This window comes from Streptomyces sp. NPDC052107 (assembly GCF_040680215.1).
GTDB lineage: Bacteria > Actinomycetota > Actinomycetes > Streptomycetales > Streptomycetaceae > Streptomyces.
Window position 1 is genome coordinate 1 of the sequence record NZ_JBFAWG010000031.1, and the last position, 22,395, is coordinate 22,395.

A 22,395-nucleotide genomic window follows, 5' to 3' on the forward strand; every position below is an offset into this window, starting at 1 on the left:
CCGAGACACTTCGCAGCCTTGGACAACCGCAGCAACTCCATGCACAGAACTATACGAGCACAACACCCGGGATAGCTAACGAAGTTGTTGAGCCTTACGCCTCCGCGGAGGTGGTCGGTCGTGTCGCGTATCGATGGCGCATGGCGTCGCTGGCTGCGGGACCTGCGGTGAAGACGTAGGTGTCGCTGTCGTCGAGCCGGCGGCCCGTCTTGGCGTCGACGACGACGGGCTCGACTTCCTCGCCGCTGCGCGCGTCGACGAGGATCATGCTGCGTTCGGCCGGTGTGAGGCGGGAGTTGCCCCACGCGGCCAGGGCGACGACCACCGGTCGGAGGGAGCGCCCGAGTTCGGTGAGGACGTACTCGTGGCGTACGGGGTTGGTCTGGTAGGGCTGGCGCTCCAGCAGTCCGTCTGCGACGAGGGTCTTCAGCCGGGTGGTGAGCATGCTGGAGGAGATGCCCAGACTCTCCTGGAACTGGTCGAAGCGCGTGTAGCCGTCGAACGCGTCGTGGAGGATCAGCAGCGTCCACCACTCACCTACGTGTTCCACCGTCGTGGACAGTGGGCACTCCCTGTCCTCCAGCCTGATCCGCCTTGCCATGGTGGCCATCCCCTCGGTTACTGCTAAAGTCGAAGTTATTAGCTTCCATTTTAGCAGTAACGACGGGAGCGGTGCCTTCTGCGCCCGCACCCGGGAACGGAGCACGCCGTGACCACATCCATCAGCGAATCCCTCGAAGGCCGACGCGCTCTGGTCACCGGCGGCACCAAGGGCACCGGAGCCGCCATCGCCCGACGTCTCGCCGAGGCCGGCGCGACCGTGCTGGTCACGGCCCGCAGCCGCCCCGACGACGTCGAGGAGAAGGCGTTCATCACCGCCGACCTGTCCACCGCCCAGGGCGCAGCCCACGTGGCCGCCGAGGTGGACGCCCGCGTGGGAGGCGTCGACATCCTGGTCAACACCCTCGGCGGGTCCGAGGCGCCGGCCGGAGGGTTCGCCGCGCTCGGCGAGGACGACTGGACCAGGGAGCTGAACACGAACCTGCTGGCCGCCGTCCGCCTGGACCGCGCGCTCCTGCCGCACATGATCGCCACGGGTAAGGGCGTGATCGTGCATGTCACCTCGATCCAGCGCCGCATGCCGCTGTGGAACGGAACCCTGGCCTACGCCGCCGCCAAGGCCGCCCTGACCACCTACAGCAAGGGCCTGGCCAACGAGGTCGCCCCGCACGGCGTCCGCGTCAACACCGTCTCGCCCGGTTTCGTGCAGACCTCGGCCGCCGACAACCTCGTCGCCCGGATCGCCCACGACGCAGACATCACGCAGGAAGCGGCGCTGGGCCGGCTCATGGACTCCCTGGGCGGCATCCCGCTGGGCCGTCCCAACCGGCCCGAGGAAGTCGCCGAGCTCGTCGCCTTCCTCGTCTCCGACCGCGCCTCGGCCATCGTCGGCGCCGAACACGTCATCGACGGCGGCACCACCCCCACCGTCTGAACCCGCCACCACCCCAAGGAGCGACATGCACGACAACCAGCCCCGAACCAGCACCCCGGACACCCTGCCCGAGGTGATCACCCGCTACCTGACAGCGCACCGCGCCCACGACACCGCCACCGCGATCACGGCGTTCACCCGCGAAGCCACAGTGATCGACGACGGCAACACCTACGAGGGCACCCAGGCGATCGGGAAGTGGCTCGACCGATCGGCCACCGAATTCACCTACACCATCCACCTCACCGGCGCCCAGCAGACCGACGCGACCCGCTACATCGCCACCCACCACCTCGAAGGCAACTTCCCCGGCGGGACCATCGATCTGCGTTACCAGTTCACACTCCGCGACGGCCTCATCGAACGCCTCGTCATCGAACCCTGAGTCCCTGTCGGCGCCACCAGTTGCCGCCTCAGGCGAAAAGCCCCGCTCGCCCCGCAATCTCGGTGACTCACCTTCCTGCCAGGTCAGGCCGCCAATCGCTGGGGCCGTCCGCCCCAGCGGATGCCCTACTTTCTTGATCGTGGTTCGAACTGGTCACTCGTAAGATCAGCGGGACCCAGGGACTCCGGGTATGGCTGTCAGCGGTTCGCCATGAGGTGGCTGGAAAGGCTTGGCCGCCCGAGCCCCGCGACGACTCGACCGCCAATTGGGAGATGCGACTCGATCGCACCGCGTGGGTGCTGCCACGCCGCACAATCTGCTGCAGCTTCTGCCCTTCCTGGTCGGTCGGTCTGCGCATACGGACAGGCTCGGCCACTGCGCCTCCGGTTGCGTCCACGGAAGTGGTGTACGGGTTCGACCTGATCCGGGGGTTTGCTCCGGCATCGGTGTGACAGGAATCCGGACTGGGGGCGCGTGGAGGAGGCGCTCCACTCGTGGGAGGGCGCCGCCGGGGACCGGAGCCCGGTGGTGCGGCGCGGGGCGGAACTGCGGAAGCGGGCCTTGGAGGACCTCGCGACGGCCGTGAGCCGCACACCCCTGGAACGGGACGTCGGCTCTGCTCGCGAGGAGCAGCGGGTGCGGACGACCCTGGCTGCGGAAGGTAACGGATCAGGGCCCGCGCACCGAGGTGGGTGACGAAGTCGGCGACGGAGAGCGCCGCGCCTCCTGGAGCGGGAAATAGTCTCCCGGCCGCGTGGAGCGCCGCCACACGTACGCCGCTGTCGCCATCACGAGGATCAGACCCGCCAGGATCAGCAGTTCGATCCCCTCGACGTTCCACCGGAAGGACTGCTCCGCCTCGGCCGTCACGATGAGCACCTTGCGGATGCCGGCAATCAGGCCGACGACGAGGAAAGGCTCCGCATCGAGGGTCTGGTTCCTGATGGTGAGGCGGACGGTGTGGAGCAGCTCGGCCACGATGAACAGCACAAGGCCGTTGTCCAGGGCGGAGAGAACGACCGTCTCCTCGCGGTACGGCCCCTGGACCGACCTGATGACGTCGTGGACGACCCCAACGCTCAGGAGCCCCGCGAGCAGTACGAGGAGCGCCGCGACGACGAGGTGGATGCCGTCCTCGATGAGCTGCAGGAGGCCCTGTACCCGGCCGCCCTCGATCTTCGGGAGAATGGGTCGCACAGTCAGCATGCTAGGGGTGCCCCGGCCCGCAGGCGCGGCGTGCTGCCGAACGGGTGGACCAGCGGACCCTTCTCTGTGGTAGGAGGGGCCTGCCCTCCGAGATGGCCCGGATCCTCACTCACCGCCTGCCGGAGGATCTGCGCTCCCTCGTCTTGAAGCGACGCGGTGACACGTGGCCTCCTGTGCCAGAGAGGGCGCGGCACGCCCGGTCACGCCGCGCTTGAGGCGCGCACGTCAACAACGGCCTATGGGTGGAGGAAATCCTTCATCCATTCTGCGACCGTGCTTTGGCACGACGGCCGGCGGTCGGTATTCACGGGCAATGCACGTCATGGTCGGCGCGGTACCGCCTCCCGTCGGCACGGTGTCCGATACCTCGGCGAGCTACGCCGGAACCCAGGCGCTGCCACCCGAAAGCCCTGGCGCTGAGTCGCGCTGCGAACGACGTGGCCGCGGCGGCCGTCGCCCGACACCCCGCCCGTTTTCGCTCGCTGTCCACCCTGCCCATGTCCTCACTGAAGGGCGTTCCGGCCGAGCTCGAACGAGCCGCGGGTATGGGGCACGTGGGAACCATGGTGTACGGCCGACCAGAGGACCTGTTTCTCGACGATCCCGTCTACGACGATTTTTTCGGCGCGGCATCGGAAATCGGGCAGCCCGTGTTCATTCACCCTCAACTGCCGTCGAGAGCTGTCCGTGATGCCTCGTACCGAGGATTCGACCCCATGACGGAACTCGCCCTGGCCACTTTCGGCTGGGGATGGCACATGGATACCGCGACAGCAGCACTGCGGCTGATCCTCCGAGGTGCTCTCGACCGTCATCCCGACCTACAGGTCGTGCTCGGCCATCGGGGAGAAACGTTGCTGATCTGGCTGGATCGGGCCGACAGCATCTCCCGGAGCACACGCCCTCGACGGGGTGAGCTCGGGAGCACAGGACGGTCTTGCCCGTTCCCAACCGCCACTTCCACGGGACACAAATCGGGCGGTGGGAACAAGCACCGTCCGGCGAGCCGGGGACACAACCAGTCGTTCCGGCCGCTCTACCTGACCGGACCTTCGTCTTCTCCTCTCTGTTCGTCAGGCATGTCCAGGATGGCCTCTCGGGTGTAGTGAGGGCTCCCTCGGGGTGGGGCCGCCCCGGGGGCCATGAGTTCGGCGAGGAGTCCGCTCAGGTCATCAGTGGACAGCGCCAGGCCCAGGGTCTGCACGATGCGCAGAGCGCAGTCCCGGATGGACTGGGCGCTCTTCTCGGTCGCCGCCGTGCTCCTGATCTCGTCACACACTCGGCTGAACTGCTCGGCGCTGATCGTCGGCCTACTTACCGGTTGCGCCATGGTGCGCTCCTCCTGGAAGAACGGGCCGTTCCACCCGCTCTTCCAGAAAGCGCTGAGCACACCCCGATGGCAACTGGAGAGAGCCGGCGCGCAGGCGATCGGCCAGAGGCGCTCAGACTTCGCCGGCCAGTGCCTGGCCTTGCAGTTCGACCGCTTCGGAACCGGTTCCTGACCGCGACCACCACCGTTTTCCTGCGCCTTCAGCGAGACAAGGTCGAGATGACCCGGTTCGCCGTCGCTCTGCTGCTCGGATGCGCCCCGACGATGTCGGCTACTGCGCTCGCTGCCAGGGGCTGACGCGCCGTTACGGACGCAAGGCCCAGCTCGTGTGCCGGGCCTGCCGTGCGGCCAAGGCCGCCGAGGATTGCTCCGGCTTATCGGCTGAGGCCACCCGGCCATCGGCACAGCTCCCTGTGCGAACGCGGCGACGTCTTCGAGCTCCATGTCCTCACGGACTCGCACGAATCGGGCGGGATGCCTCCGGACCCCTCGGTCCCGGGCGGTGTCCACGTCGATCTCGGCGACCGGCTCGGGCTCGACGAGGACGACGCCCAGCGGGGTTCGTGATCCCGATGGCGTGGTGAACGGCGTCGTGGACCGTGTGCCCTCTCAGTGGTGTCCCGATGCGGCCGGGCTGAGCTGGTCTGGCGATGTACCGGACGTGGTCGGGATCGGACTGCGTGCTGCGCGCCACGGCCCGCAAGGCCCCCTCCCGGTCGTACCGGACCAGCAGGAGGTTCTGGGGGGGCGGCGCAGGGCGCCGGCGACCGCGCCGATGACGTCCGGATCTTGATGAGAGCTCGGGCGACGGGCAAGTACCGCTGCTGGCTCCCACGGATGATCAGCCCCCGATACCCGGCGCCTCGGTCCAGGCGGTGAACCACTCCTTGGCGAGGGCGACGTCGGTCGTCTCGGGGCACAGGCCCCACGGGTCGGTCAGGTCGCGCTCGGCGAACAGCGCCTCCAAGCGGGCACGGCTTCACGGCACGGCGCCCGCAACAGCTCCTGGCCCTCGACAGCTCCTGCCCGTCGATCTGGAGGGCATCGAACGCGACGAAGTGGGCCGACATCTCGGCGTGGAGCCGGATGGCAGGTCGCCCCCGCCTGCGAGTGTGGTGGTGGGGTGGGGGCGGATACGTCAGCGCCTCGCCGGGTCGCGCGACCAGACGGCGGCTCCCCCAGGCGGGCGCCGAGGCCGATTCATCTCCGTGTAGGCACAGCTTGACCACCGGCCGTGATCACGCACGGATTGACGCCTGCTGTGACGGTTCCCAAGCTGGGAAGGGGCTGGTGGAAGGGGCCGTGGTCGTGAGCACTAGGCAGAGTGGACTTCCCCGGCTGCTGACCGCAGCGGAGAGGGCGGCGCCGGTGGACGCCGTCGCGGTGGTCGCCGAGGACCTGCGGCGGCGTTTCGGGGCCACGAAAGTGTCATTCCTCATCGTGGACCTGACGGGCAAGGCGGTGGCGCGGCTGGCCACTGCCGTCGGTGCGGAGGGTGAGCAGGAAGCGCAGCGGATCCCCATGTTCGGCAGCGTCTACGAGCAGGTGATCCGTACCCAGCGGCTGTATCAGGAGGCGACCGGCCAGGGACAGCGGGTGATCGTGCCGGTCACCAACCGGGGGGACGCCATCGGACTGCTGGAACTGTTCCTGCCTGCCGACCCCGGCGACGATGTCCTTGACGAGGTCGGGGAAGCCGCCCACATCCTGGCCTACGTCGTGATCGCCGACGGACGCTTCACGGACCTCTACACCTGGGGCAAACGCTCCAGGCCCCCCACGTTGGCTGCTGAAATCCAGTACCAGCTGCTGCCCCCGTCACTGTCCTGCGAGGCTGCGCAGTTCACTTTGTGCGGGCACCTGGAGCCCTCCGAAGACCTCAGCGGCGACACCTTCGACTACGCGCTGGACCGCGACACCCTGCACGTGTCGGTGACCGACCCCATGGGCCACGACATCGATTCCGCCCTGGCCGCCACGGTGCTGGTGAGCGCCCTGCGCGGCGCCCGTCGCGCAGGAGCCGGCCTGGCCGAGCAGGCCCACCGGGCCGACCAGGCCCTGGCCGATCACGGCCACGGTCACGCCACCGGGCAACTGCTGCGGATCAACCTCCACACCGGTCGCGCCCGGCTCGTCAACGCCGGCCACCCCTGGCCACTGCGCATGCGCGAGGGGGCTGCGGAAGCGATCACCTGCGAGGTGGACCATCCCTTCGGGCTGCCTGTCTCCGTGCCCCACCCCTACCGTGTCCAGGACATCGACCTGCGCCCGGGTGACCGTCTGCTCATGGTGACCGATGGCATGCTCGAACGTCATGGGGAGAAGGTCGACCTGCTCGCCCTGCTGGAGCGCACCCGGGATCTGCACCCACGGGAAACGGCGCTGACGCTGACGTCCGCGGTCCGGGATGCCGCCGGGGGCCGGCTCGCAGATGATGCCACCGTGATGTGCCTGGACTGGCACGGCCCCCAGCAGACCCTGCGGCACGTCAGCTCCGGCGCGGACACTCAGCAGGCTTCAGCCGGCCGCACGAAGCAGCAGCGGTGACCAGGGCGCTCTCCCGGCCGGTGCGGGCCCTGCTGGTACGCCTCGGCGAGCGCGGTGGTGAAGGCGGTGACGAACTAGGTGGGGCAGAAGTCGTTGAAGTACACGCCCCAGACGGGCGGGCCGGAAGGGGTCAGGCAGCTGAGGCGGACCTTGTGGTCGGGCGCGGTCAGGTAGTCGTTACCCATGATGTGGAATCAAGTCTGTCAACGCTTTGAGCCTGTTCCTGTGCCTCGCGTGGCAAATCCCCACGGTGAGATGCGGCCCTCGCAGGGTGGCCCGTATCACGGGATCGATGGAGATGGAAACAGCCACACGGCGAGCAGACGGGCCCGCTCCCTTGCCTCACGCCGCGGTATCGCTGCGGTTCCTTGCCGTTCGCGGATCACGCCTACCGGACGCACGAATCCAGGCGCTCTCATGAACAGCATCTACGCGTTGATCCGAATCGACGGCGGCATCCAGTTCCGCGACGGCATCCCGGACCAGGGCACCGGCGCTGCCTTCGCCATCCAGCGGGCCGCATGGGGTGGTCACGGCCTCCACGGCGACATCCGAGGTCCCGTCGCACCCACCTGCTCAACCGTATCGCCACCCTTGTTGTGTACGCGCTCGGAGGCCCGAACCGGTGCGTCTTCGGGGACCTGACCATCGGCGGCGACCGTTTTGAGTCCGGCTCCGGAAAAACCATGCCCTGCGGCCTTACAGAGGCACAACAGCACCTCATCCGCGACGTCCATGACGCGATCTGTGGGAACGCCGACGCGGCCGAGGGCGGGGACGCAGATCCTTCGGCGGCCTCCGGCGAGAGGGATGATTGGCATTCCTGGGCCTGACTGGCCTGTCGCATCCGTTCTTTCTGGGTCGGTCAGTTGCGTTTTTGCTGTTCAGGCTCGGACGGCGGCAGAGACGAGGTGCTGGGTCGTCTGTCTTTCATGGGAGTGTCAGCTCTCGTCGTCACAGGGGGAGGAGCGGGCACGAGCGATGCTGGATTTTCCGAGTGCGCCCTGGCCTTCGGACTCCGCGTCCTCACCGGACCCAAGGCGGCGACGCGATGACCAAGCAGCAGTGCCGGCTTCGTGAGGCCAGCCGGTATCCCGCACGGATGGATGGTCCGTGAGCGTCTTTGCGCCGTCGCAACCGCCCGTGCTCGCGCCCGGGGTGGTGTCGGCGGCGGCGGTGTCGGGGGACGATGTCCTTCGTGGGCTCGGTGTCGTCGCCGGGGAGGGACTGGGACGCGACGAGGCCGCGCGACGGCAGGCGCGGTTCGGCCCCACGCGGTCGCTACGCACCGTGCCCGAGTGTTTCCCGTGTTGTGGCACCATCTGCGCTCGCCGCTGCTCGCACTGCCTGTGGCAGCCGCTGTGGCGTCTTTCTTGGTGGGAGAGCGCAGCGATGCGGTGATCATCGGGGTGATCGTGAGTGCGTCCGTGGGGCTGGGATTCGTCAACGAGTACCGGGCCGAGAAAGCTGCCGAGGCGCTGCACTCCCAGATCCGCCATCAGACGGTGGTGCTGCGAGACGGCCGGGCAACACTGGTGGACGTCACGGCGCTGGTGCCCGGTGATGTGGTGGAACTGCGTCTGGGTGACATCGTGCCGGCCGACCTGCGGCTGCTGGAGGTCACCGGTCTGGAGTGCGACGAGTCGGTGCTGACCGGCGAGTCGCCCCTGAGGTGACAGGGGCACTCACCTGGTCTCGGGCGCCCCGTTCGGTGCCGGCACGCGAGCGGAGTCGGGCAGGTCGAGGGCCGGTACGGGTTTGGGGGGAGACGGTGGCGCCGTGGTGGCGGCCGCGTTCGCCTCGCGGGCCAGGAAGGCGCCGAGGTCTCCGATGGTGCTCATCGGCGGTGCCGGGAAGACGACGGTGGTGTTCTTGTCCACGCCGATCTCGACCAGGCTCTGCAGGTTGCGCAGCTGCACGGCGAGCGGGTGGGCCATCATCGTGTCGGAAGCGTCGCCCAGAGCGGCAGCGGCCAGGGACTCACCCTCGGCGTTGATGATCTTGGATCGCTTTTCCCGCTCGGCCTCGGCCTGCCGGGCCATCGCGCGCTTCAAGGACTCGGGCAGCTGACTGTCCTTGGTGCTGCGGCCGGTGGACCCGGACCGGCTGCCGTCCCAAAGGCGCGCGTCCGGCGCCGTTCGGTCTCTGTACGAGCTTGGCTGGACCGAACTGTCCCTGCGTGGAGACTGGGCGGGCGAGGGGTGGTGCGATCACAGACAGGGGGCCTGCGCGAGGGATCTGGCACGGGAGGGGCGGGAGCGGATCAGGCGTCCAGGCGGCGTTTGGCGAGCCAGGTGACGATCTCGGGGTCGTGGTGGTCGAAGAACAGGGAGCGGCCAGTGTCGAGGGTGGCGATCTGGGCCATCTGTTGGTCGGTGAGCTGGAAGTCGAAGACGTCGATGTTCTCGGCCATGCGCTCGGCGCGCACCGACTTGGGGATGGCGACGACGCCGCGCTGGGTCAGCCAGCGCAGCACGACCTGCGCGACCGACTTGCCGTACTCCTTGCCGATCTCGGCCAGCAGCGGGTTGGTGAACAGGTCGTTCCGGCCTTCGGCGAAGCCGCCCCAGGACTGGATCTGCACCCCGTGCTGCCGCATGAGGTCCTGGTAGTCGGCGCGCTGGAAGAACGGGTGGGTCTCGATCTGGTTGACCGCCGGCACGATCTCGTTGTTCACGATCAGGTCGATCAGCCGGTCCGGGTAGAAGTTGGCGACACCGATCGCCTTGACCACGCCATCGCGGTTCAGTCCCTCCATGGCGCCCCACTGGCCGTACACGTCGCCGAAGGGCTGGTGCATCAGGTAAAGGTCGAGGTGGTCCAGGCCCAGCTTGTTCAGGGACGTCTCGAACGCGCGGCGGGTGTTCTCCTGGGCGGGGGCGTCCTGGACCCACAGCTTGGTGGTGACGAACAGCTCCTCGCGCGGGATGCCGCTGGACTTGATGGCGCGGCCGACGGCTTCTTCGTTGCCGTAGGCGGCGGCGGTGTCCAGCAGGCGGTAGCCGGCGGCCAGGGCCTCGGACACGGCGCGCTCGGTGTCCTCGGCGGGGATCTGGTAGACGCCGAAGCCGAGGATCGGCATTTCTACGCCGTTGTTGAGGGTGACGGTCTGCATGAGCGCAATGTCCTTCACTGTGCGGGATGGGGGCGGTGGTCAGGGGCGGATGAGGGCCTTGAGGACCTGGCGGTCGGCCATGGACCGGTAGGCGTCCGGCGCCTGGTCGAGGGTGAAGGTCTGGTCGAAGACGCGGCCGGGGGTGATGGCGCCGTCCAGGACGTCGGGCAGCAGCTGCTCGATGTAGGCGCGGGCGGGGCTCGCGCCGCCGGTCAGGGTGATGTTGCGCATGAACTCGGCCGGACCGATCGGCCCCTGCTCGTACTGCGGGACGCCCAAGCGGCTGATGGTGCCGCCATCCAGGGCCGCGCCCAGAGCGGTGTCGAGGGCCTGGCGGGTGCCGACGGCCTCGATCACCTTCTCCACGCCACCGGTCAACTCGCGGATGCGGGTGATGCCCTCCTCGCCGCGCTCGGCGACCACGTCGGTGGCACCGAACTCACGTCCCAGGTTGGTGCGCGCCTCGTGGCGGCCGGCGAGCACGATCCGCTCGGCGCCCAGCCGCTTCACGGCGATCACCGCGCACAGACCGACCGCGCCGTCGCCGACCACGAGCACCGCGTCGCCGCGTGCGACGCCGGCGGTGACGGCACCGTGGTGACCGGTGGTCATCACGTCCGACAGCGCCAGCAGCGACGGCAGCAGCGCGGAGTCGGGGGCCACCGGCAGCTTCACCAGGGTGCCGTCCGCGTACGGGACGCGGACGGCCTCGCCCTGCCCGCCGTCCACGCCGTCGAAGCCGTACCGACCTCCGTTGCGGCACGAGATGTGCAGGTCCTTGGCACAGTAGTCGCAGGTGTTGTCGCTGTACGTGAATGGCGCGACGACCAGGTCACCCGGCTTGAGACCGGTCACGTCCGCGCCGATCTCCTCGACGACGCCGAGGAACTCGTGCCCCATGGGGCGGCCGGCGTCAGTGGCGGGCATCGACTGGTAGGGCCACAGGTCACTGCCGCACACGCACGCGGCCAGCGTGCGCACCACGGTGTCGGTCGGCTGGACGATCTTCGGGTCGGGCCGGTCCTCGACGCGGACGTCGCCGGCTCCGTACATCACTGCTGCACGCATGAAAGGTGTTACTCCAAACGAGGGGCGGGATGGCGCCACGAGAAGCGCGGCGTGCCGGGGCGGGATCAGCGTTCGAGCATCTGCGCCTGGGCCGCGGTGTGGGTGTCGCCGGCGGCGGGCGGCAGACTGCTCAGCCGGTGGAGCTGCTCGCTGGTCAGCGTGACCGTGTCGGCGGCGGTGTTCTCCTCGACCCGGCTGACGCGCTTGGTGCCGGGGATCGGGGCGATGTCGTCGCCCTGGGCGAGCAGCCAGGCCAGCGCCACCTGCGCGGGCGTGGCACCGACCTCGACGGCCAGGGCCTGCACCTCGTCGGCGAGCGCGAGGTTGCGCTGGAAGTTCTCGCCGGTGAAGCGTGGGTTGCCGCGCCGGAAGTCGTCCTCGTCGAACTGATCGGTGGAACGCACGGTGCCCGTCAGGAAACCGCGTCCCAGCGGGGAGAACGGCACCAGCCCGATGTGCAGCTCGCGCAGGACCGGCAGGATGCGCTCCTCGATGCCGCGCGTCCACAGTGAGTACTCGGACTGCACCGCGGTGACCGGCTGGACGGCGTGGGCGCGGCGGATCGTGTCCGGGCCTGCCTCGGAGAGCCCGAAGCCGCGGACCTTGCCCTCGGTGATCAGCTCGCCGACGGCACCGGCGGTCTCCTCGATCGGCGTGTTCGGGTCCACCCGGTGCTGGTAGTACAGGTCGATGTGGTCGGTGCCCAGCCGCTTCAGGGAGCCCTCGACGGCCGTGCGGATGTTGGCCGGGCCGGAGTCCAGGTTCCACGCGCCGTCGCCCCCGTGGGAGACCAGGCCGAACTTGGTGGCCAGCACCACCTTGTCCCGGCGGCCCTTCAGTGCCCGGCCCAGCAGTTCCTCGTTGGTGTAGGGGCCGTAGATCTCGGCGGTGTCGATGAGCGTGACGCCCAGCTCCAGCGCCCGGTGCACGGTCCTGATCGACTCCGCGTCGTCGGTGCCCGAGCCGGTGTAGCCGTGGGACATGCCCATCGCGCCCAGGCCGATCCGGGAAACCTCCAGGTCACGCAGCTTGATGAGCCGCATCTCACTCCCTCCGGTTCATGTCGTGGCCCGGCCCCTCACTCTCGCCCGGCCCGGCAGGTCGTGCCTGCTGTGGTTCGGGCGGCGGGGCGGCGGGGGTGCCGGCGTCTTGTTCATTCACCTTCGCCCGGATGGCGCCGGTGTGGCAGGGCGGGCTCTTCAGGGGTAATGACAGGACCCCCCTCACCCCCGCGCGGCAGGTACTCATCGGGTGAGACTGGAAACATGGCATCCGAGAGCGCGAACAGCGAGGGAGCCGAGCTGGGCCGCTACCTGCGCGCCCGCCGCACCCAGACCAGCCCCCAACACGTCGGCCTCACCATCGGCGCCGGCATCCGCCGCACCCCCGGGCTGCGCCGCGAGGAACTGGCCACCCTCGCCGGCATCAGCATCGACTACTACGTACGCCTCGAGCGCGGCAAGGAGACCCGCCCCAGCACCGCCGTCCTCGACTCCCTCGCCCGCGCCCTGCACATGGACGACCAGGAGCACCAGCACCTGCGCGAGCTCGCCGCCCGCGCCGCCCGCTACACCCCCGAACCGGCGCCCGCCCCGAGCCGGACCGTGCACCCCCACCTGAAACTGCTGCTCGAATCACTCCGCCCCAACCCGGCCTACGTCATCAGCCGCAGCATGGACATGCTCGCCTGGAACCCCGGCGGCCTCGCCCTCTACACGGGCCTGGACGACTGGCCCGCCAAACAGCGCAACCTCGCCCGCTACCTGTTCCTCCACCCCGCGGCCCGCGGCCTCTTCACCGACTGGGACCGGCAGATCACCGCATGCGTCGCCCGCCTGCGCGCCATCGCCGGCACCGCACCCGACGCCCCCGACCTGACCAACCTCGTCGGCGAACTCCTCCTCAAGAGCCCCGATTTCGCCGGCCTCTGGGAACGCTACGAAGTGACCGGACGCAGACCCGCCCACAAGACCTTCCACCACCCCCAGGTCGGCACGGTCACCCTCACCTCGCAGTCCCTGCACGTGGAAGGCACACCCGGCCAGCGCATCGGCGTCTACATCGCCGAACCCGGCACCCCCGACCACGACGCCCTCCTCCTGCTCGACATGACCGCACCGCGACCGCCGCAACGCCCCGCGCCCACACCGAGAGCCACCGGTCAACAGCCGTAAGCCGCCGTACCCACGCCAGACGTTGCACCGCATCGCGCACAGGGCCGCGCCGGAAGAAGCCTCGCCCGCAGCCGGCCGATGTCCACCCCATCACCGCTCAGCGTCAGGGCACCATGGCCCATCCCTTCGTCCCCCGTAACCGGTCGGCGCCGGACCCTTGTTGTCCGGTCTCAAGAGCACACTGAGGACACGGATTCATCGGTGGGGGTGGTGCGAGGTGCGCGCGGCCCTTGCCGACTCGCGGTCGGACGCTCCTGAGTTGGCCGCCCCGTGAGCCGTTGCGCGTGCGCATGCGAAGCAATGTGGGGGCGGCTCAACCAGGCCACACCGGTTGTCGCCGCGCAGCCCGGCGGCGACAACCGAGCGGAGCGGGCCGGGCCGAACCTGCCTCGTGCGGCTTGCGGTTCACTGCCGAACCGCCTGCCCCTTCGGGACGCGGTTCGCGCGTCCGGTCCGCCACCAACCGAGCACATCCTCGTCGGGTGTGCCTGCCTGTGCCGCCGGACGGGCCGGACCCACGCACTCAGCTTGCAAAGTGACCCTGCTCCGGCGTCAGTCCCACTGCGGACATGAGCGAATCTGCGGACTGCTCGGTGGCCTCCGGTGGCACGACCAGCAGATCCCGGCGCCCATGGGCGGGAGCCATCAGAACGATGGTGCTCGGAGTGCGGGCAGTGGTGGTCCTGCGCAGCCGGACGACCTGGTTGCAGACAAGCATGCGGCCCGGGGCCCCGGCCCACCCTGTGCCGTTCACCAGGACACTGACGATCTGGCCCCAGCCGCTGGGCAGACCGGAGAGAAGTGACGGGAGTTCCACCATGAGGTCGAAGGTTCGCGGCCACCAGGCCCCGTCGATACGGCGTGGCACGGTGCTCTCGGGCGCGACGTACAGGCGGAGGAGGGGCGGGGCCGGTGGCGGGCGCCGTAGCTGGTTGCTCATGAGGTGTCCTGTCGGGTGGTTCGGCGCGGCACGTCGTCCTCGGCCGGGCGGTGCGCCCCGGCGGCCTGGAGCAAGCTCGCGGTGAGGTGGGGTGTCGTCGGCCGTTCGCCCCTCCCAGGCGTCCTGTGCGTTCGCGTAGGCGGGGAAGCGGTCGAGCAGGCCGGTGTGGCGGACGACCAGATCGGTCGTGTGGTTGTCGTACACAATGCGCATCCAGCCACCCCGGGCGCAGCAGTCGGACCACGCCTCGCACAGGGGCGGCAGGATGCTGGAGTCGCTGAAGGTCACCTCGCTCAGGTCCACGATCAGGAGGAGGCGTCCGGGCCGGGCCGCGCGGGCCTCGGCCAGGGCGCGGACCAGTGGGGCCACGGTCCGCGTGTCCAGTTCGCCGTGCGCGCGGACGATGCGGCACTCCTCGAAGAGCGCAGATGCTTCATCCTGAGTGGGCAACGGCTCGCGCGAGGATGGTGGTCGAGGCCGGCCGGTCGTCCCTGCAGTGGGCTCCCAGGGGGCCCCGTGCCTCATTCCGCCTCCCCGGCCGCGCCCACCGGGCGACCCTCTTCGGCGAGCCTCAGCATGCGCGCGGCGGTCAGCGGGTTCTCGGGGTCGGCGGCGGCCAGCAGCCGAGCGGCGGTTCCGGCGGGCTCCTCGGGCGGGACGACCAGGAGCACCCAGCGTCCCACGGTGCCGCAGTCCAGGGTGATCACGGGCGCGTCGCTCCCGGGTCCGGCCGGCTCCACGGCGATCACCCGGCCGGGCGCCATGACCGTGTGCGGGTAGTCAGGCCATTCGGCGGGGTCCACGGTGACCCGTATCGCGGCTCCCGGCTCCGGCTCCAACAAGTCGACGAGCGAGGGAAGTTCGAGCTCCGGCGCGTCGCAGCGCGGCCACCAGGCCCCGTCCAGCGGGCCGTGGCTGACGTCCGGGGTGAGGGTCAGGCGGGGTAGGGGCATGCGGTACGTGTGCGCGTCGGCACCGGACGCGCCTTCGGCCGGCGTTCTGGTGGGTTCCATCGTGCGGTCCCGTCCCGGGAGCCGTAGGACGACTGCCCGTTTCGTCCCTCGCCGGGAACGGCACCGCCGGAAGCGCTGCGCGAAAAGCTCTCGGTACGGTCAGGCTACTCCTGGGCCGAGGAGAAGCGGACGGGTCAGTCGCCCGGCTCCGCCTCCTTCTCCGCCATCTCCTCTTGTTCCTCCTCCAGCCCCTCCATCAGGCAGATGCCCTCATGTGTCAGCGAGACGGAAGCGGGGGTCCGGTGCGAGGTCCAGTCCACGATGATCAGGCCCTCGTCAGCCAGATAGGCGAAGGCGGCGGAGAGGTCCTCGTCGGGCAGGCCCAGCTCGGCGCGGAGTACCGATCCGCTCACCTCGAGGCGATTGCGTTCGACGGCCCCGTACAGGGATCGCAGGACCGCCTCCCAGTTGTTCTTGCGTTCGCGGAGTCTTGTCATGGCTGTCGTTCCCCGGGGTGACGGCCGCGGGGGACGGACACGCCGGCGGATCCTCGTGGCCTCGTGGATCCGGGTCATACCTCGTCGGCGTGAGCGTGCGCTTGCTCTGTCGATCTACTGGTCGCGCGCCGGACCGTGCGGGTTACGCTGCGGGGCTACGGGAGAGGGGGCCTGTGGCCGCTGTCGGCCGTCGGCGCGTCAGAGGGCGCCGGCTGTGGACGGCAGGTCTTGTTCGGCCCAGACGACCTTGCCGTCTGCTGCGGAGCGGGAACCCCATCTGCGCGACAGCCGAGCGACGAGGTAAAGGCCGCGGCCGTGCTCGTCGAGAGTGCCGGGACGGCGGGGGCGTGGCTGACCGGTGTTGGTGTCGGAGACTTCGCAGGTGAGCACCTGGTGCTGGATGAGCCGTAGGCGGATCGGGCCGTTGCCGTGGCAGATCGCGTTGGAGACCAGTTCACTGACGACCGACTCCACGGCCGTCACCAGCGGCTCCAGACCCCATTCACGGAGTTGGCGGGCGGCCAGATGCCGGGCCATCGGGACGGTGACGAGTTCGTTCGGTAGGTCCCAGGAGGCGACCTGGGCGGGTTGCAGTGCACGGGTCCGCGCAAGAAGCAAGGTGACATCGTCGGCCGGCGTCTGAGCCGACAAGGTCTCCATCGCCCGCGAGCACAAGTCCTCCAGGGAGACTTCGGGCTGTGCCAGGGCGGCACCCAGACGCTGCAGGCCGACGTCGATGTCCTCGTCGCGGGACTCGACCAGCCCGTCGGAGTAGAAGGCGAGCACACTTCCTTCGGGCAGTTCCAGTTCCACGGACTCGAAAGGCACCAGGCCGAGACCGAGGCCGAGCGGGGCTCCGGCGGGCAGGTCGGGGACGGTGACCCCGCCCTGTGCGTCGACGACCAGGGGCGGGGGATGCCCGGCCCGCGCCATCGTGCACCGCCGGGTGACCGGGTCGTAGACGGCGTACAGACAGGTGGCACCGACCACCGGGGGGACCTGGTCGGAGTCGTCGGCGTCCTCGTCGTTCAGTCGACGGACCGTGTCGTCGAGGTGCGCCAGCAGTTCGTCCGGGGGCAGGTCGAGGTCCGCGAGCGTGCGCACGGCGGTGCGCAGCCTGCCCATGGTCGCCGCGGCATTGATGCCGTGTCCCACCACATCGCCGACGACCAGGGCCACCCGGGCGCCGGACAACTCGATCACGTCGAACCAGTCACCCCCCACACCGTGGTCCAGGTCGGCCGGCACATAGCGCGAGGCGACCTCGACGGCGGCACCGCCCCCCACACGATGGGGAAGCAGGTCGCGTTGCAGGGTCAGGGCGGCGGTGCGCTCACGCGCGTACTGGAGCGCGTTGTCCAGGCTGAGCGCGGCCCGGGTGACCAGCTCCTCGGCGAGGAGCAGGTCGTCCTCCTGGAACGGCGTCTGTTCCACGGAGCGGCCGAACAGCGCCAGTCCCAGCACGCAGCGCCGCGCGCGAATGGGTATGACCATCAAGGAGTGGACGCCGCTGTCGCGTACCTTCTGCGCCCGCACCGGGTCGCGGTCGACCCAGGGGCCGGCATGGGCGTCCAGCACCGGCTCCAGGTACGACCGACCCGTGCGCATGGCGGCGGAGAACGGCGAGGCCGGGTGGGGGTGGACCACTTCTTCACGCACCCACGGCAACTCGACGACGCCAAGGTCGATGGAGGCCAGACCGGCACGGCGCATCGGCCGCGAGCGGCCACTCGTTGTGCCGGTCCGTGCCGACGGCTCGACGCCGAACGGTACGGTCTCCACGAGATCGACAAGGGCGTGGTCGGCCAGCAGGGGCACGGTGAGCTCTGCCAGTTCCTGCGCGGTCTGCATCACGTCGAGGGTGCTCCCGATGTGCGTGCCGGCCTCGCTGAGGATGGCGAGGCGCTCACGCGCCCGCCGGTTCCCGGTGACGTCCACGGTCATGGAGCACACGCCCAGCGGCGTGCCGGCCGCGCCCTGCAGGCAGAAGAACGAGGCCGAGAACGCGTGCTCACGGCGCCGGTCCGCAGGCGGCCACGCACGGTACTCGTGCACCGTCGTCGTGCCGCTCTCCAGCACCTGCCGCATCACCACCTTGAGCGCTTCGGCCTCGACGGCGGGTAGGGAGTCCTTCAGACCGCGCCCGAAGCGTCGGTGACGAGGAAGGCCGTCGTACCGCTCCATGGCGTCGTTCACCCAGACACAGCGCAGCTGGGAGTCATATACGACGATGCCGATCGGGGCGCGGGCAAGGAGCGATTCCCGCACCGGTCCTCCGGTCGCCCCCGGTGACAGGGAGCCTATGTCCGTCACTGACACCAGCCAGCGGGTGTCGGCGTCCTGCCCCCGCAGCAGCGAGACCCGCAGCGTCATCCTGAGCGTGTGACCGTCGCGGTGGCGTATCGCCGCGGTGCCGGACCAGCCACCCTGCGCACGGCACTGCTCGGAGAACGCCGAAGCCCTCCGGGCGTCCTGGGGAGGCGGCAGCACGTGTACGGCGGACCGGCCCACCACCTCACCGGCCGAATAGCCGACGAGCTGCTGAGCGGCGTGCGTCCACCCCACCACGATGCCCTCGGCATCGATCATCGCTATTGCGGCATCGGGCATATCACGGGGGCCCACCGGCTCGGCGAGGAGGAAGTGGTCGGTGTTGGTCATAGCGGTCCGTCCCATCGGTGCGGAAGTAAGAGCGCCAGCGCTTGGTCCGGCGGCCCTGTGTGCAGCCGTGGTGAACGGCGTTGTCCCGGTGAGCGGCACACGGTGCGGTTTGAATCAGAGTGGAGCTTATGTCCATTTCTGATGAAATAGTCAGATGTAATGCCTCAGACGTCAAGACCCTCCTGCTTGATCGGAATCAGACACGCGCTGTGCAGCTCATCGTTCGGCGCCCTCGTCCTGCCGCAGCGGGGGCGAGGGCGCCGTGGCTACGCGGCTTCACAGTTGGATGGGCAGGTGGCGGGGTTCGCGGAGCATGGCGTTCTGCCGGTACGGGGGCGGGTCTTCGACCAGGCGGGCGCTGCCGAGGCGGGGAAGCAGCGCGCCGAGCGCGGCGTACGCCTCGACGCGGGCAAGGGGGCTGCAGTAGCACACATGGATACCACTGCCGAAGCCGAGGTGCTGGTTGTCCGGGGTCGAACCGGTCGGGCTCGAGGAACCGCATGGGATCGCGGTTGCCCGAGGCCAGCACCAGAATGACGGACGCGTGCTGCGGGATCTTGGTGCCGGCGACGTCCATGCCGGCGCGCGGGACGCGCTCGCGCATGTGGACCGGGGGCTCGTAGCGCAGCAGCTCCTCCACCGCTCGCGGCAGCAGGTCCGGTTCGCGGCGCAGGAGGTCCAGCTGCTCGGGCCGACGCAGGAGGGTGAGCGCCCCGTTGGTGATCAGGTTGACCGTCGTCTCGTGCCCGGCGATGAGCAACAGCGCGGCGGTTTCCGCGAGTTCCTCCTGGGTGAGTCGCAGGGCCGGGTCCGGTTCGTGACGAAGGCGGAGAGCATGCCGTCGCCCGGATCACCGCGACGCCGCTCGGCGAGGTGCACCAGGTACCCACCCATCTCCATCCGTGCCTGATCGCCGGCTTTGTCCGTCTCGGTGGAGTCGTCGCCGGGCCTGACGTCGGCGGCCGCGACCAGCGCGTCGGACCACGCCCGGAACAGCGGCTCGTCCTCGCGCGGTACGCCGAGCAGCCGGCAGATCACCGTGACGGGCAGCGGGTAGGCGAAGTCGTCGACGATGTCGATCTGCCGGCCGGCCTCGAAGGACGCCATCAGTTCGCTGGTGATCCGTTCGATCTCGCCGCGCATGGAGTCGACCCGGTCGGGGCTGTGCGGCGGTCCGAAGGGCCACATGGCCAGGGTGCGCAGCCTGTGGTGTTCGGGGTCGTCGAGCCGGAGGAACGGAGGCTTGTGGGTCACTTCCCCCGGGCGCGGGGGTCGGTACTCATCCGCGGGTCGTGGAGCAGAGCGGCGATCTCGTGGTAGGTGCCGATCAGGTAACTGCCGTCTGTCTGCTGTACCACGGGACCAGCCGCGGAGTTCCGCGTACAGCGAGTAAGGGCTGGCAGGCGATCCCGCGCGGGCCTGCTGCAAGGCCGGAGTCCGCCAGCTATTCGACGTTGCGGATCGCACCCAGCGCGACGACGCACACGTCCGCGTCCACGCGGCTGCCGTCGGACAGCTCCGCGCTGGTGAAGCTGCCGTTCCCGCGCAGGCCCGTGCCCGTCACCCCGGTGCGCAGGTCCACCACTTTCCTCCGCTGTCTCACCCCTCGCTTTCAGCAGGGGCCGGGAATCGCAGGCCCGCACGTCGCGGCTGCGGGACGCATACTCCCGAGCGCCGATGAGGCGGGCATTGCAACTCTCTTGAGAAAAGCCTCCGTTGTCGCCCTGGTCAGCTCCGGCCATCTCCGTGACCCACGCCACTTCGACCATTCCATACAACGTATGGTATTAATGGAGAGAAGGTTCCATACACCGTATGGAAAATCTGACTCGGACCGCGCCAGGCGTCACATCGCCTGCCTGTACAACCGGTCGGCGCACCTCACGCCAACCAGGAAGGAAAGATCATGAAGAAGCTCACGAAGCGCATCGCTGTCACTGCTTCCTCTGTGGCGGTCGCGGGTGTCGCCGTTCTGGGTGCCGGGGGCACCGCTTCGGCCGCGACTTCTGCGCCCGCACACGCCCACCGGCCGCCCGTCAGCGTCAAGGCCGCCGACTACCAGTGGGACCGCGGAGTCGGTTACCTGCTCGAACAGGGCTACTCCTGCGACGTGATCCGCGGCTGGCACCAGGACCACCACGGCACCGATTCGACCCGGCACGACTGCGATGGTCTCTTCTACCGCGGTGGTCACTTCTACCGCTGGCCGGGCGACGGACATGGCTGGAAGTCCGGCCGGTCGTACCGCCACGACTGGAACCGCTCAGAGCACATCGGCTGGAACGGGGAACACCACAACCGGAACCACGGTGACTGGTGAGGCAGGATCCGCTTGAGGCCAGGGGCCCAGGCCGTTTCCCCCGCCTTGAAGTCCGTCGGCGGCAGGGACGCACTCGCTGGTCAGGGATCAGCGGTCCCTGAGCGCCGTCCAGGCCGCCCGACTGAGAGCCCTGCCTCCTCACCACTGCCTGCGGATACCCATCAGGTGTCGCGGGCTCACGTCGCCCAGCTGTCGCGATGGCACACGAAGTGTGCGGTCCGGCGCCCGGGCTCCGCTGCAACACCCCTCCCTCCACCGCCGCTTCGTCGCCAGCCGGGCGGCGGGGTGCGGCCGAGGGAGAGGCGCCTTGGAGTGAATGTCGATGAAGTCCTTGAAGACCGTCGTGCGGGATGTGGCCGCGCAGCTTGTCGTCTCACGCGACTACTCCCTGCCCATGTGCATGCGCCTGTGCTACGAACCCGCCGACCCCTATGTCGTCCGTGCCGTCTTCTTCGTCCACGGTGATGAGCCGGTCGAATGGGTCCTGGGTCGCGACCTTCTGAGTGAGGGCCTGAAGGCTTCCGCAGGCGATGGAGATGTCCGGGTCTGTCCGGCCGTTGGTCCTGGTGACGAGGCGATGTACATCACCCTCGGATCTTCCGCAGGCACCGCCTTGCTCGAGGTTCCCGTGCAGGTCATCAAGTCCTTCCTGGAAAACACGGAGACGCTGGTGCCACGGGGTACCGAGTCCGGACGTATCGACTGGGACACCGAACTGGCGTCACTCCTCTCGCAAGACTGACCGCCACCCATCCACGCCCAGAAGAAAAGGAACGAAAGTTCATGTCCCAGTACCAGCTTCGCGTCTACACCTTGCGCAGCCCTGAGTCGCTCGACGCCTACGAGAACATCTGGGCCAAGCACATTCCCGGTATGGCAAAGCACCGGATCACCACACACGGCGTCTGGACGGCGCCCGCAGCGCCCGCAAGCGAGGCTCCCCAGCTGTACGCCCTCGTTTCCTACAGGGACGCCGACGACATGCAGGAGCGGCTGGAGGCGTATTTGTCGAGTCCTGAATTCCGCGCGGACATGGAAGGCTTCGACATCACCCAGATCGTCGGCATCGCCGAGTCCGTGCTGACGCCCACCGCCGACTCGCCCCTGCGATGACGGTTGACCTTCGTCAGCTGACGCAGCCAGAAGGGTGAACGTCCCCATGGCTCTTCCGGACCTGGACGATCTCATCGCGGAAGTCGACCGGAGATGCGACACCGCGCACCTCCCCGCAAGGCAAGAACAGTTCGACTGGCTCGCCCTGTTGACCGTCGCCGCCGAACTTGCCGGCCAACTGCACGCGCTGGCTGACGACTTGGTCGAGGCATACGTCGAGCACCTGCCGGACGCACGGCTCCTCGTGAGGTCCACCGGTCCGTCGGCACCCGACTGAGCACGGGTGCCTCCCAGGCAACCGAGCGCATCGCCTGGACGCCCTACTCCCGCAAAGCCATCGCCATCGCCGAGAGGCGGTCCGAACACAACGGCTCCGACCGCATCGACTGCGACGACCTGCTGATCGGTCTTGCCCAGCTCGGCCGCGGAGTGGCCGCCGACGTCCTGACCGAGGCCGGGTTCGGCCCGGCCGCCCTCGACGCCACGCTCACGGACGCCCCCTCATCACTGCACGACTGACCACGACGCACTGCACTGATTCCCAGGGGGGCGCCGACCTCGCGGTCGGCGGCCCCTCACATACTCGAATTC

At 69.2% G+C, this 22,395-nt stretch carries 23 protein-coding genes and 2 pseudogenes; 11 read left to right on the forward strand and 14 right to left on the reverse strand.

What is annotated here, in order from left to right; genetic code table 11:
* Positions 1-94: 94 nt before the first annotated feature.
* Complete coding sequence (locus tag AB0M27_RS27615; protein ID WP_365725162.1) at positions 95-601, reverse strand: helix-turn-helix domain-containing protein; 507 nt, start codon at positions 599-601, stop codon at positions 95-97.
* 108 nt (positions 602-709) lie between these two features.
* Between AB0M27_RS27615 and AB0M27_RS27620 the strand changes: the two genes are divergently transcribed.
* The 3 genes and pseudogenes from AB0M27_RS27620 to AB0M27_RS27630 form a co-directional block, all read left to right on the forward strand.
* Positions 710-1,495, forward strand: coding sequence for an SDR family oxidoreductase (locus AB0M27_RS27620; RefSeq protein WP_365725164.1), 786 nt, complete (start codon positions 710-712; stop codon positions 1,493-1,495).
* A gap of 25 nt (positions 1,496-1,520) precedes the next feature.
* Positions 1,521-1,880 (forward strand): nuclear transport factor 2 family protein, encoded by a 360-nt coding sequence (locus tag AB0M27_RS27625; protein WP_365725166.1) that lies wholly within the window; start codon positions 1,521-1,523, stop codon positions 1,878-1,880.
* A 453-nt stretch (positions 1,881-2,333) separates the two neighbouring features.
* Positions 2,334-2,576 (forward strand): annotated as a pseudogene (locus tag AB0M27_RS27630) (FUSC family protein); the annotation flags it as partial.
* Here the strand turns inward: AB0M27_RS27630 and AB0M27_RS27635 are convergent.
* Positions 2,550-3,086 (reverse strand): phosphate-starvation-inducible PsiE family protein, encoded by a 537-nt coding sequence (locus AB0M27_RS27635; RefSeq protein WP_365725168.1) that lies wholly within the window; start codon positions 3,084-3,086, stop codon positions 2,550-2,552. The pseudogene AB0M27_RS27630 and the gene AB0M27_RS27635 overlap by 27 nt on opposite strands.
* 437 nt (positions 3,087-3,523) lie before the next feature.
* Between AB0M27_RS27635 and AB0M27_RS27640 the strand changes: the two genes are divergently transcribed.
* Positions 3,524-4,192: an amidohydrolase family protein gene (locus AB0M27_RS27640; RefSeq protein WP_365725170.1), complete on the forward strand. Its 669-nt coding sequence runs from the start codon at positions 3,524-3,526 to the stop codon at positions 4,190-4,192.
* Here AB0M27_RS27640 and AB0M27_RS27645 read toward each other — a convergent pair.
* Together AB0M27_RS27645 and AB0M27_RS27650 are read right to left on the reverse strand one after the other, a co-directional pair.
* The gene (locus AB0M27_RS27645) at positions 4,123-4,476 is read right to left on the reverse strand and encodes a hypothetical protein (protein WP_365725303.1); all 354 of its coding nucleotides are present in this window, start codon (positions 4,474-4,476) and stop codon (positions 4,123-4,125) included. The two genes, AB0M27_RS27640 and AB0M27_RS27645, sit on opposite strands and share 70 nt — an antisense overlap.
* Before the next feature lie 781 nt (positions 4,477-5,257).
* Positions 5,258-5,383, reverse strand: a complete 126-nt coding sequence (locus tag AB0M27_RS27650) for a hypothetical protein (protein ID WP_365725171.1) — start codon at positions 5,381-5,383, stop codon at positions 5,258-5,260.
* Positions 5,384-5,724: 341 nt separating this feature from the next.
* On the opposite strand from AB0M27_RS27650, the gene AB0M27_RS27655 reads away from it, so the two are divergent.
* Together AB0M27_RS27655 and AB0M27_RS27660 are read left to right on the forward strand one after the other, a co-directional pair.
* A complete protein-coding gene (locus tag AB0M27_RS27655) occupies positions 5,725-6,963 on the forward strand; it encodes a PP2C family protein-serine/threonine phosphatase (RefSeq protein WP_365725173.1) in 1,239 nt (412 codons plus the stop codon).
* Between the two features lie 1,376 nt (positions 6,964-8,339).
* Entirely contained in the window at positions 8,340-8,639 is a 300-nt protein-coding gene (locus AB0M27_RS27660) for a hypothetical protein (protein ID WP_365725175.1), read from the forward strand.
* Positions 8,640-8,648: 9 nt separating this feature from the next.
* Here AB0M27_RS27660 and AB0M27_RS27665 read toward each other — a convergent pair whose 3' ends face one another.
* The 4 genes from AB0M27_RS27665 to AB0M27_RS27680 all read right to left on the reverse strand — a co-directional run bounded on the left by AB0M27_RS27665 (position 8,649) and on the right by AB0M27_RS27680 (position 12,189).
* Positions 8,649-9,005 (reverse strand): hypothetical protein, encoded by a 357-nt coding sequence (locus tag AB0M27_RS27665; RefSeq protein WP_365725177.1) that lies wholly within the window; start codon positions 9,003-9,005, stop codon positions 8,649-8,651.
* Between the two features lie 221 nt (positions 9,006-9,226).
* Positions 9,227-10,078, reverse strand: coding sequence for an aldo/keto reductase (locus tag AB0M27_RS27670; RefSeq protein WP_365725179.1), 852 nt, complete (start codon positions 10,076-10,078; stop codon positions 9,227-9,229).
* 39 nt (positions 10,079-10,117) lie between these two features.
* The gene (locus tag AB0M27_RS27675; RefSeq protein WP_365725181.1) at positions 10,118-11,146 is read right to left on the reverse strand and encodes an alcohol dehydrogenase catalytic domain-containing protein; all 1,029 of its coding nucleotides are present in this window, start codon (positions 11,144-11,146) and stop codon (positions 10,118-10,120) included.
* A 65-nt stretch (positions 11,147-11,211) separates the two neighbouring features.
* A complete protein-coding gene (locus tag AB0M27_RS27680) occupies positions 11,212-12,189 on the reverse strand; it encodes an aldo/keto reductase (protein WP_365725183.1) in 978 nt (325 codons plus the stop codon).
* A 222-nt stretch (positions 12,190-12,411) separates the two neighbouring features.
* Between AB0M27_RS27680 and AB0M27_RS27685 the strand changes: the two genes are divergently transcribed.
* Positions 12,412-13,320, forward strand: a complete 909-nt coding sequence (locus AB0M27_RS27685; RefSeq protein WP_365725185.1) for a helix-turn-helix transcriptional regulator — start codon at positions 12,412-12,414, stop codon at positions 13,318-13,320.
* 523 nt (positions 13,321-13,843) lie between these two features.
* Here the strand turns inward: AB0M27_RS27685 and AB0M27_RS27690 are convergent.
* The 6 genes and pseudogenes from AB0M27_RS27690 to AB0M27_RS27715 all read right to left on the reverse strand — a co-directional run bounded on the left by AB0M27_RS27690 (position 13,844) and on the right by AB0M27_RS27715 (position 19,953).
* Entirely contained in the window at positions 13,844-14,710 is an 867-nt protein-coding gene (locus AB0M27_RS27690) for a DUF5994 family protein (RefSeq protein ID WP_365725188.1), read from the reverse strand.
* A gap of 71 nt (positions 14,711-14,781) precedes the next feature.
* Complete coding sequence (locus AB0M27_RS27695) at positions 14,782-15,213, reverse strand: DUF5994 family protein (protein ID WP_365725189.1); 432 nt, start codon at positions 15,211-15,213, stop codon at positions 14,782-14,784.
* A gap of 194 nt (positions 15,214-15,407) precedes the next feature.
* Positions 15,408-15,710, reverse strand: coding sequence for a hypothetical protein (locus AB0M27_RS27700; protein WP_365725190.1), 303 nt, complete (start codon positions 15,708-15,710; stop codon positions 15,408-15,410).
* 198 nt (positions 15,711-15,908) lie between these two features.
* Positions 15,909-18,386, reverse strand: a complete 2,478-nt coding sequence (locus AB0M27_RS27705; protein ID WP_365725193.1) for a SpoIIE family protein phosphatase — start codon at positions 18,384-18,386, stop codon at positions 15,909-15,911.
* A gap of 261 nt (positions 18,387-18,647) precedes the next feature.
* Positions 18,648-19,799 (reverse strand): annotated as a pseudogene (locus AB0M27_RS27710) (cytochrome P450).
* A gap of 16 nt (positions 19,800-19,815) precedes the next feature.
* Positions 19,816-19,953 carry a hypothetical protein gene (locus AB0M27_RS27715; RefSeq protein ID WP_365725305.1) on the reverse strand — a complete coding sequence of 46 codons (138 nt, stop codon included), beginning with the start codon at positions 19,951-19,953 and terminating at the stop codon, positions 19,816-19,818.
* A 324-nt stretch (positions 19,954-20,277) separates the two neighbouring features.
* Between AB0M27_RS27715 and AB0M27_RS27720 the strand changes: the two genes are divergently transcribed.
* The 4 genes from AB0M27_RS27720 (at position 20,278) to AB0M27_RS27735 (ending at position 22,081) form a co-directional block, all read left to right on the forward strand.
* The gene (locus tag AB0M27_RS27720) at positions 20,278-20,691 is read left to right on the forward strand and encodes a hypothetical protein (protein ID WP_365725195.1); all 414 of its coding nucleotides are present in this window, start codon (positions 20,278-20,280) and stop codon (positions 20,689-20,691) included.
* A gap of 322 nt (positions 20,692-21,013) precedes the next feature.
* On the forward strand, positions 21,014-21,433 hold the full coding sequence (locus AB0M27_RS27725) for an SsgA family sporulation/cell division regulator (RefSeq protein ID WP_365725296.1): 420 nt from the start codon (positions 21,014-21,016) through the stop codon (positions 21,431-21,433).
* A 41-nt stretch (positions 21,434-21,474) separates the two neighbouring features.
* Positions 21,475-21,804 (forward strand): NIPSNAP family protein, encoded by a 330-nt coding sequence (locus tag AB0M27_RS27730; RefSeq protein ID WP_365725197.1) that lies wholly within the window; start codon positions 21,475-21,477, stop codon positions 21,802-21,804.
* 46 nt (positions 21,805-21,850) lie between these two features.
* Positions 21,851-22,081 carry a hypothetical protein gene (locus AB0M27_RS27735; RefSeq protein WP_365725198.1) on the forward strand — a complete coding sequence of 77 codons (231 nt, stop codon included), beginning with the start codon at positions 21,851-21,853 and terminating at the stop codon, positions 22,079-22,081.
* Positions 22,082-22,395: the final 314 nt, after the last annotated feature.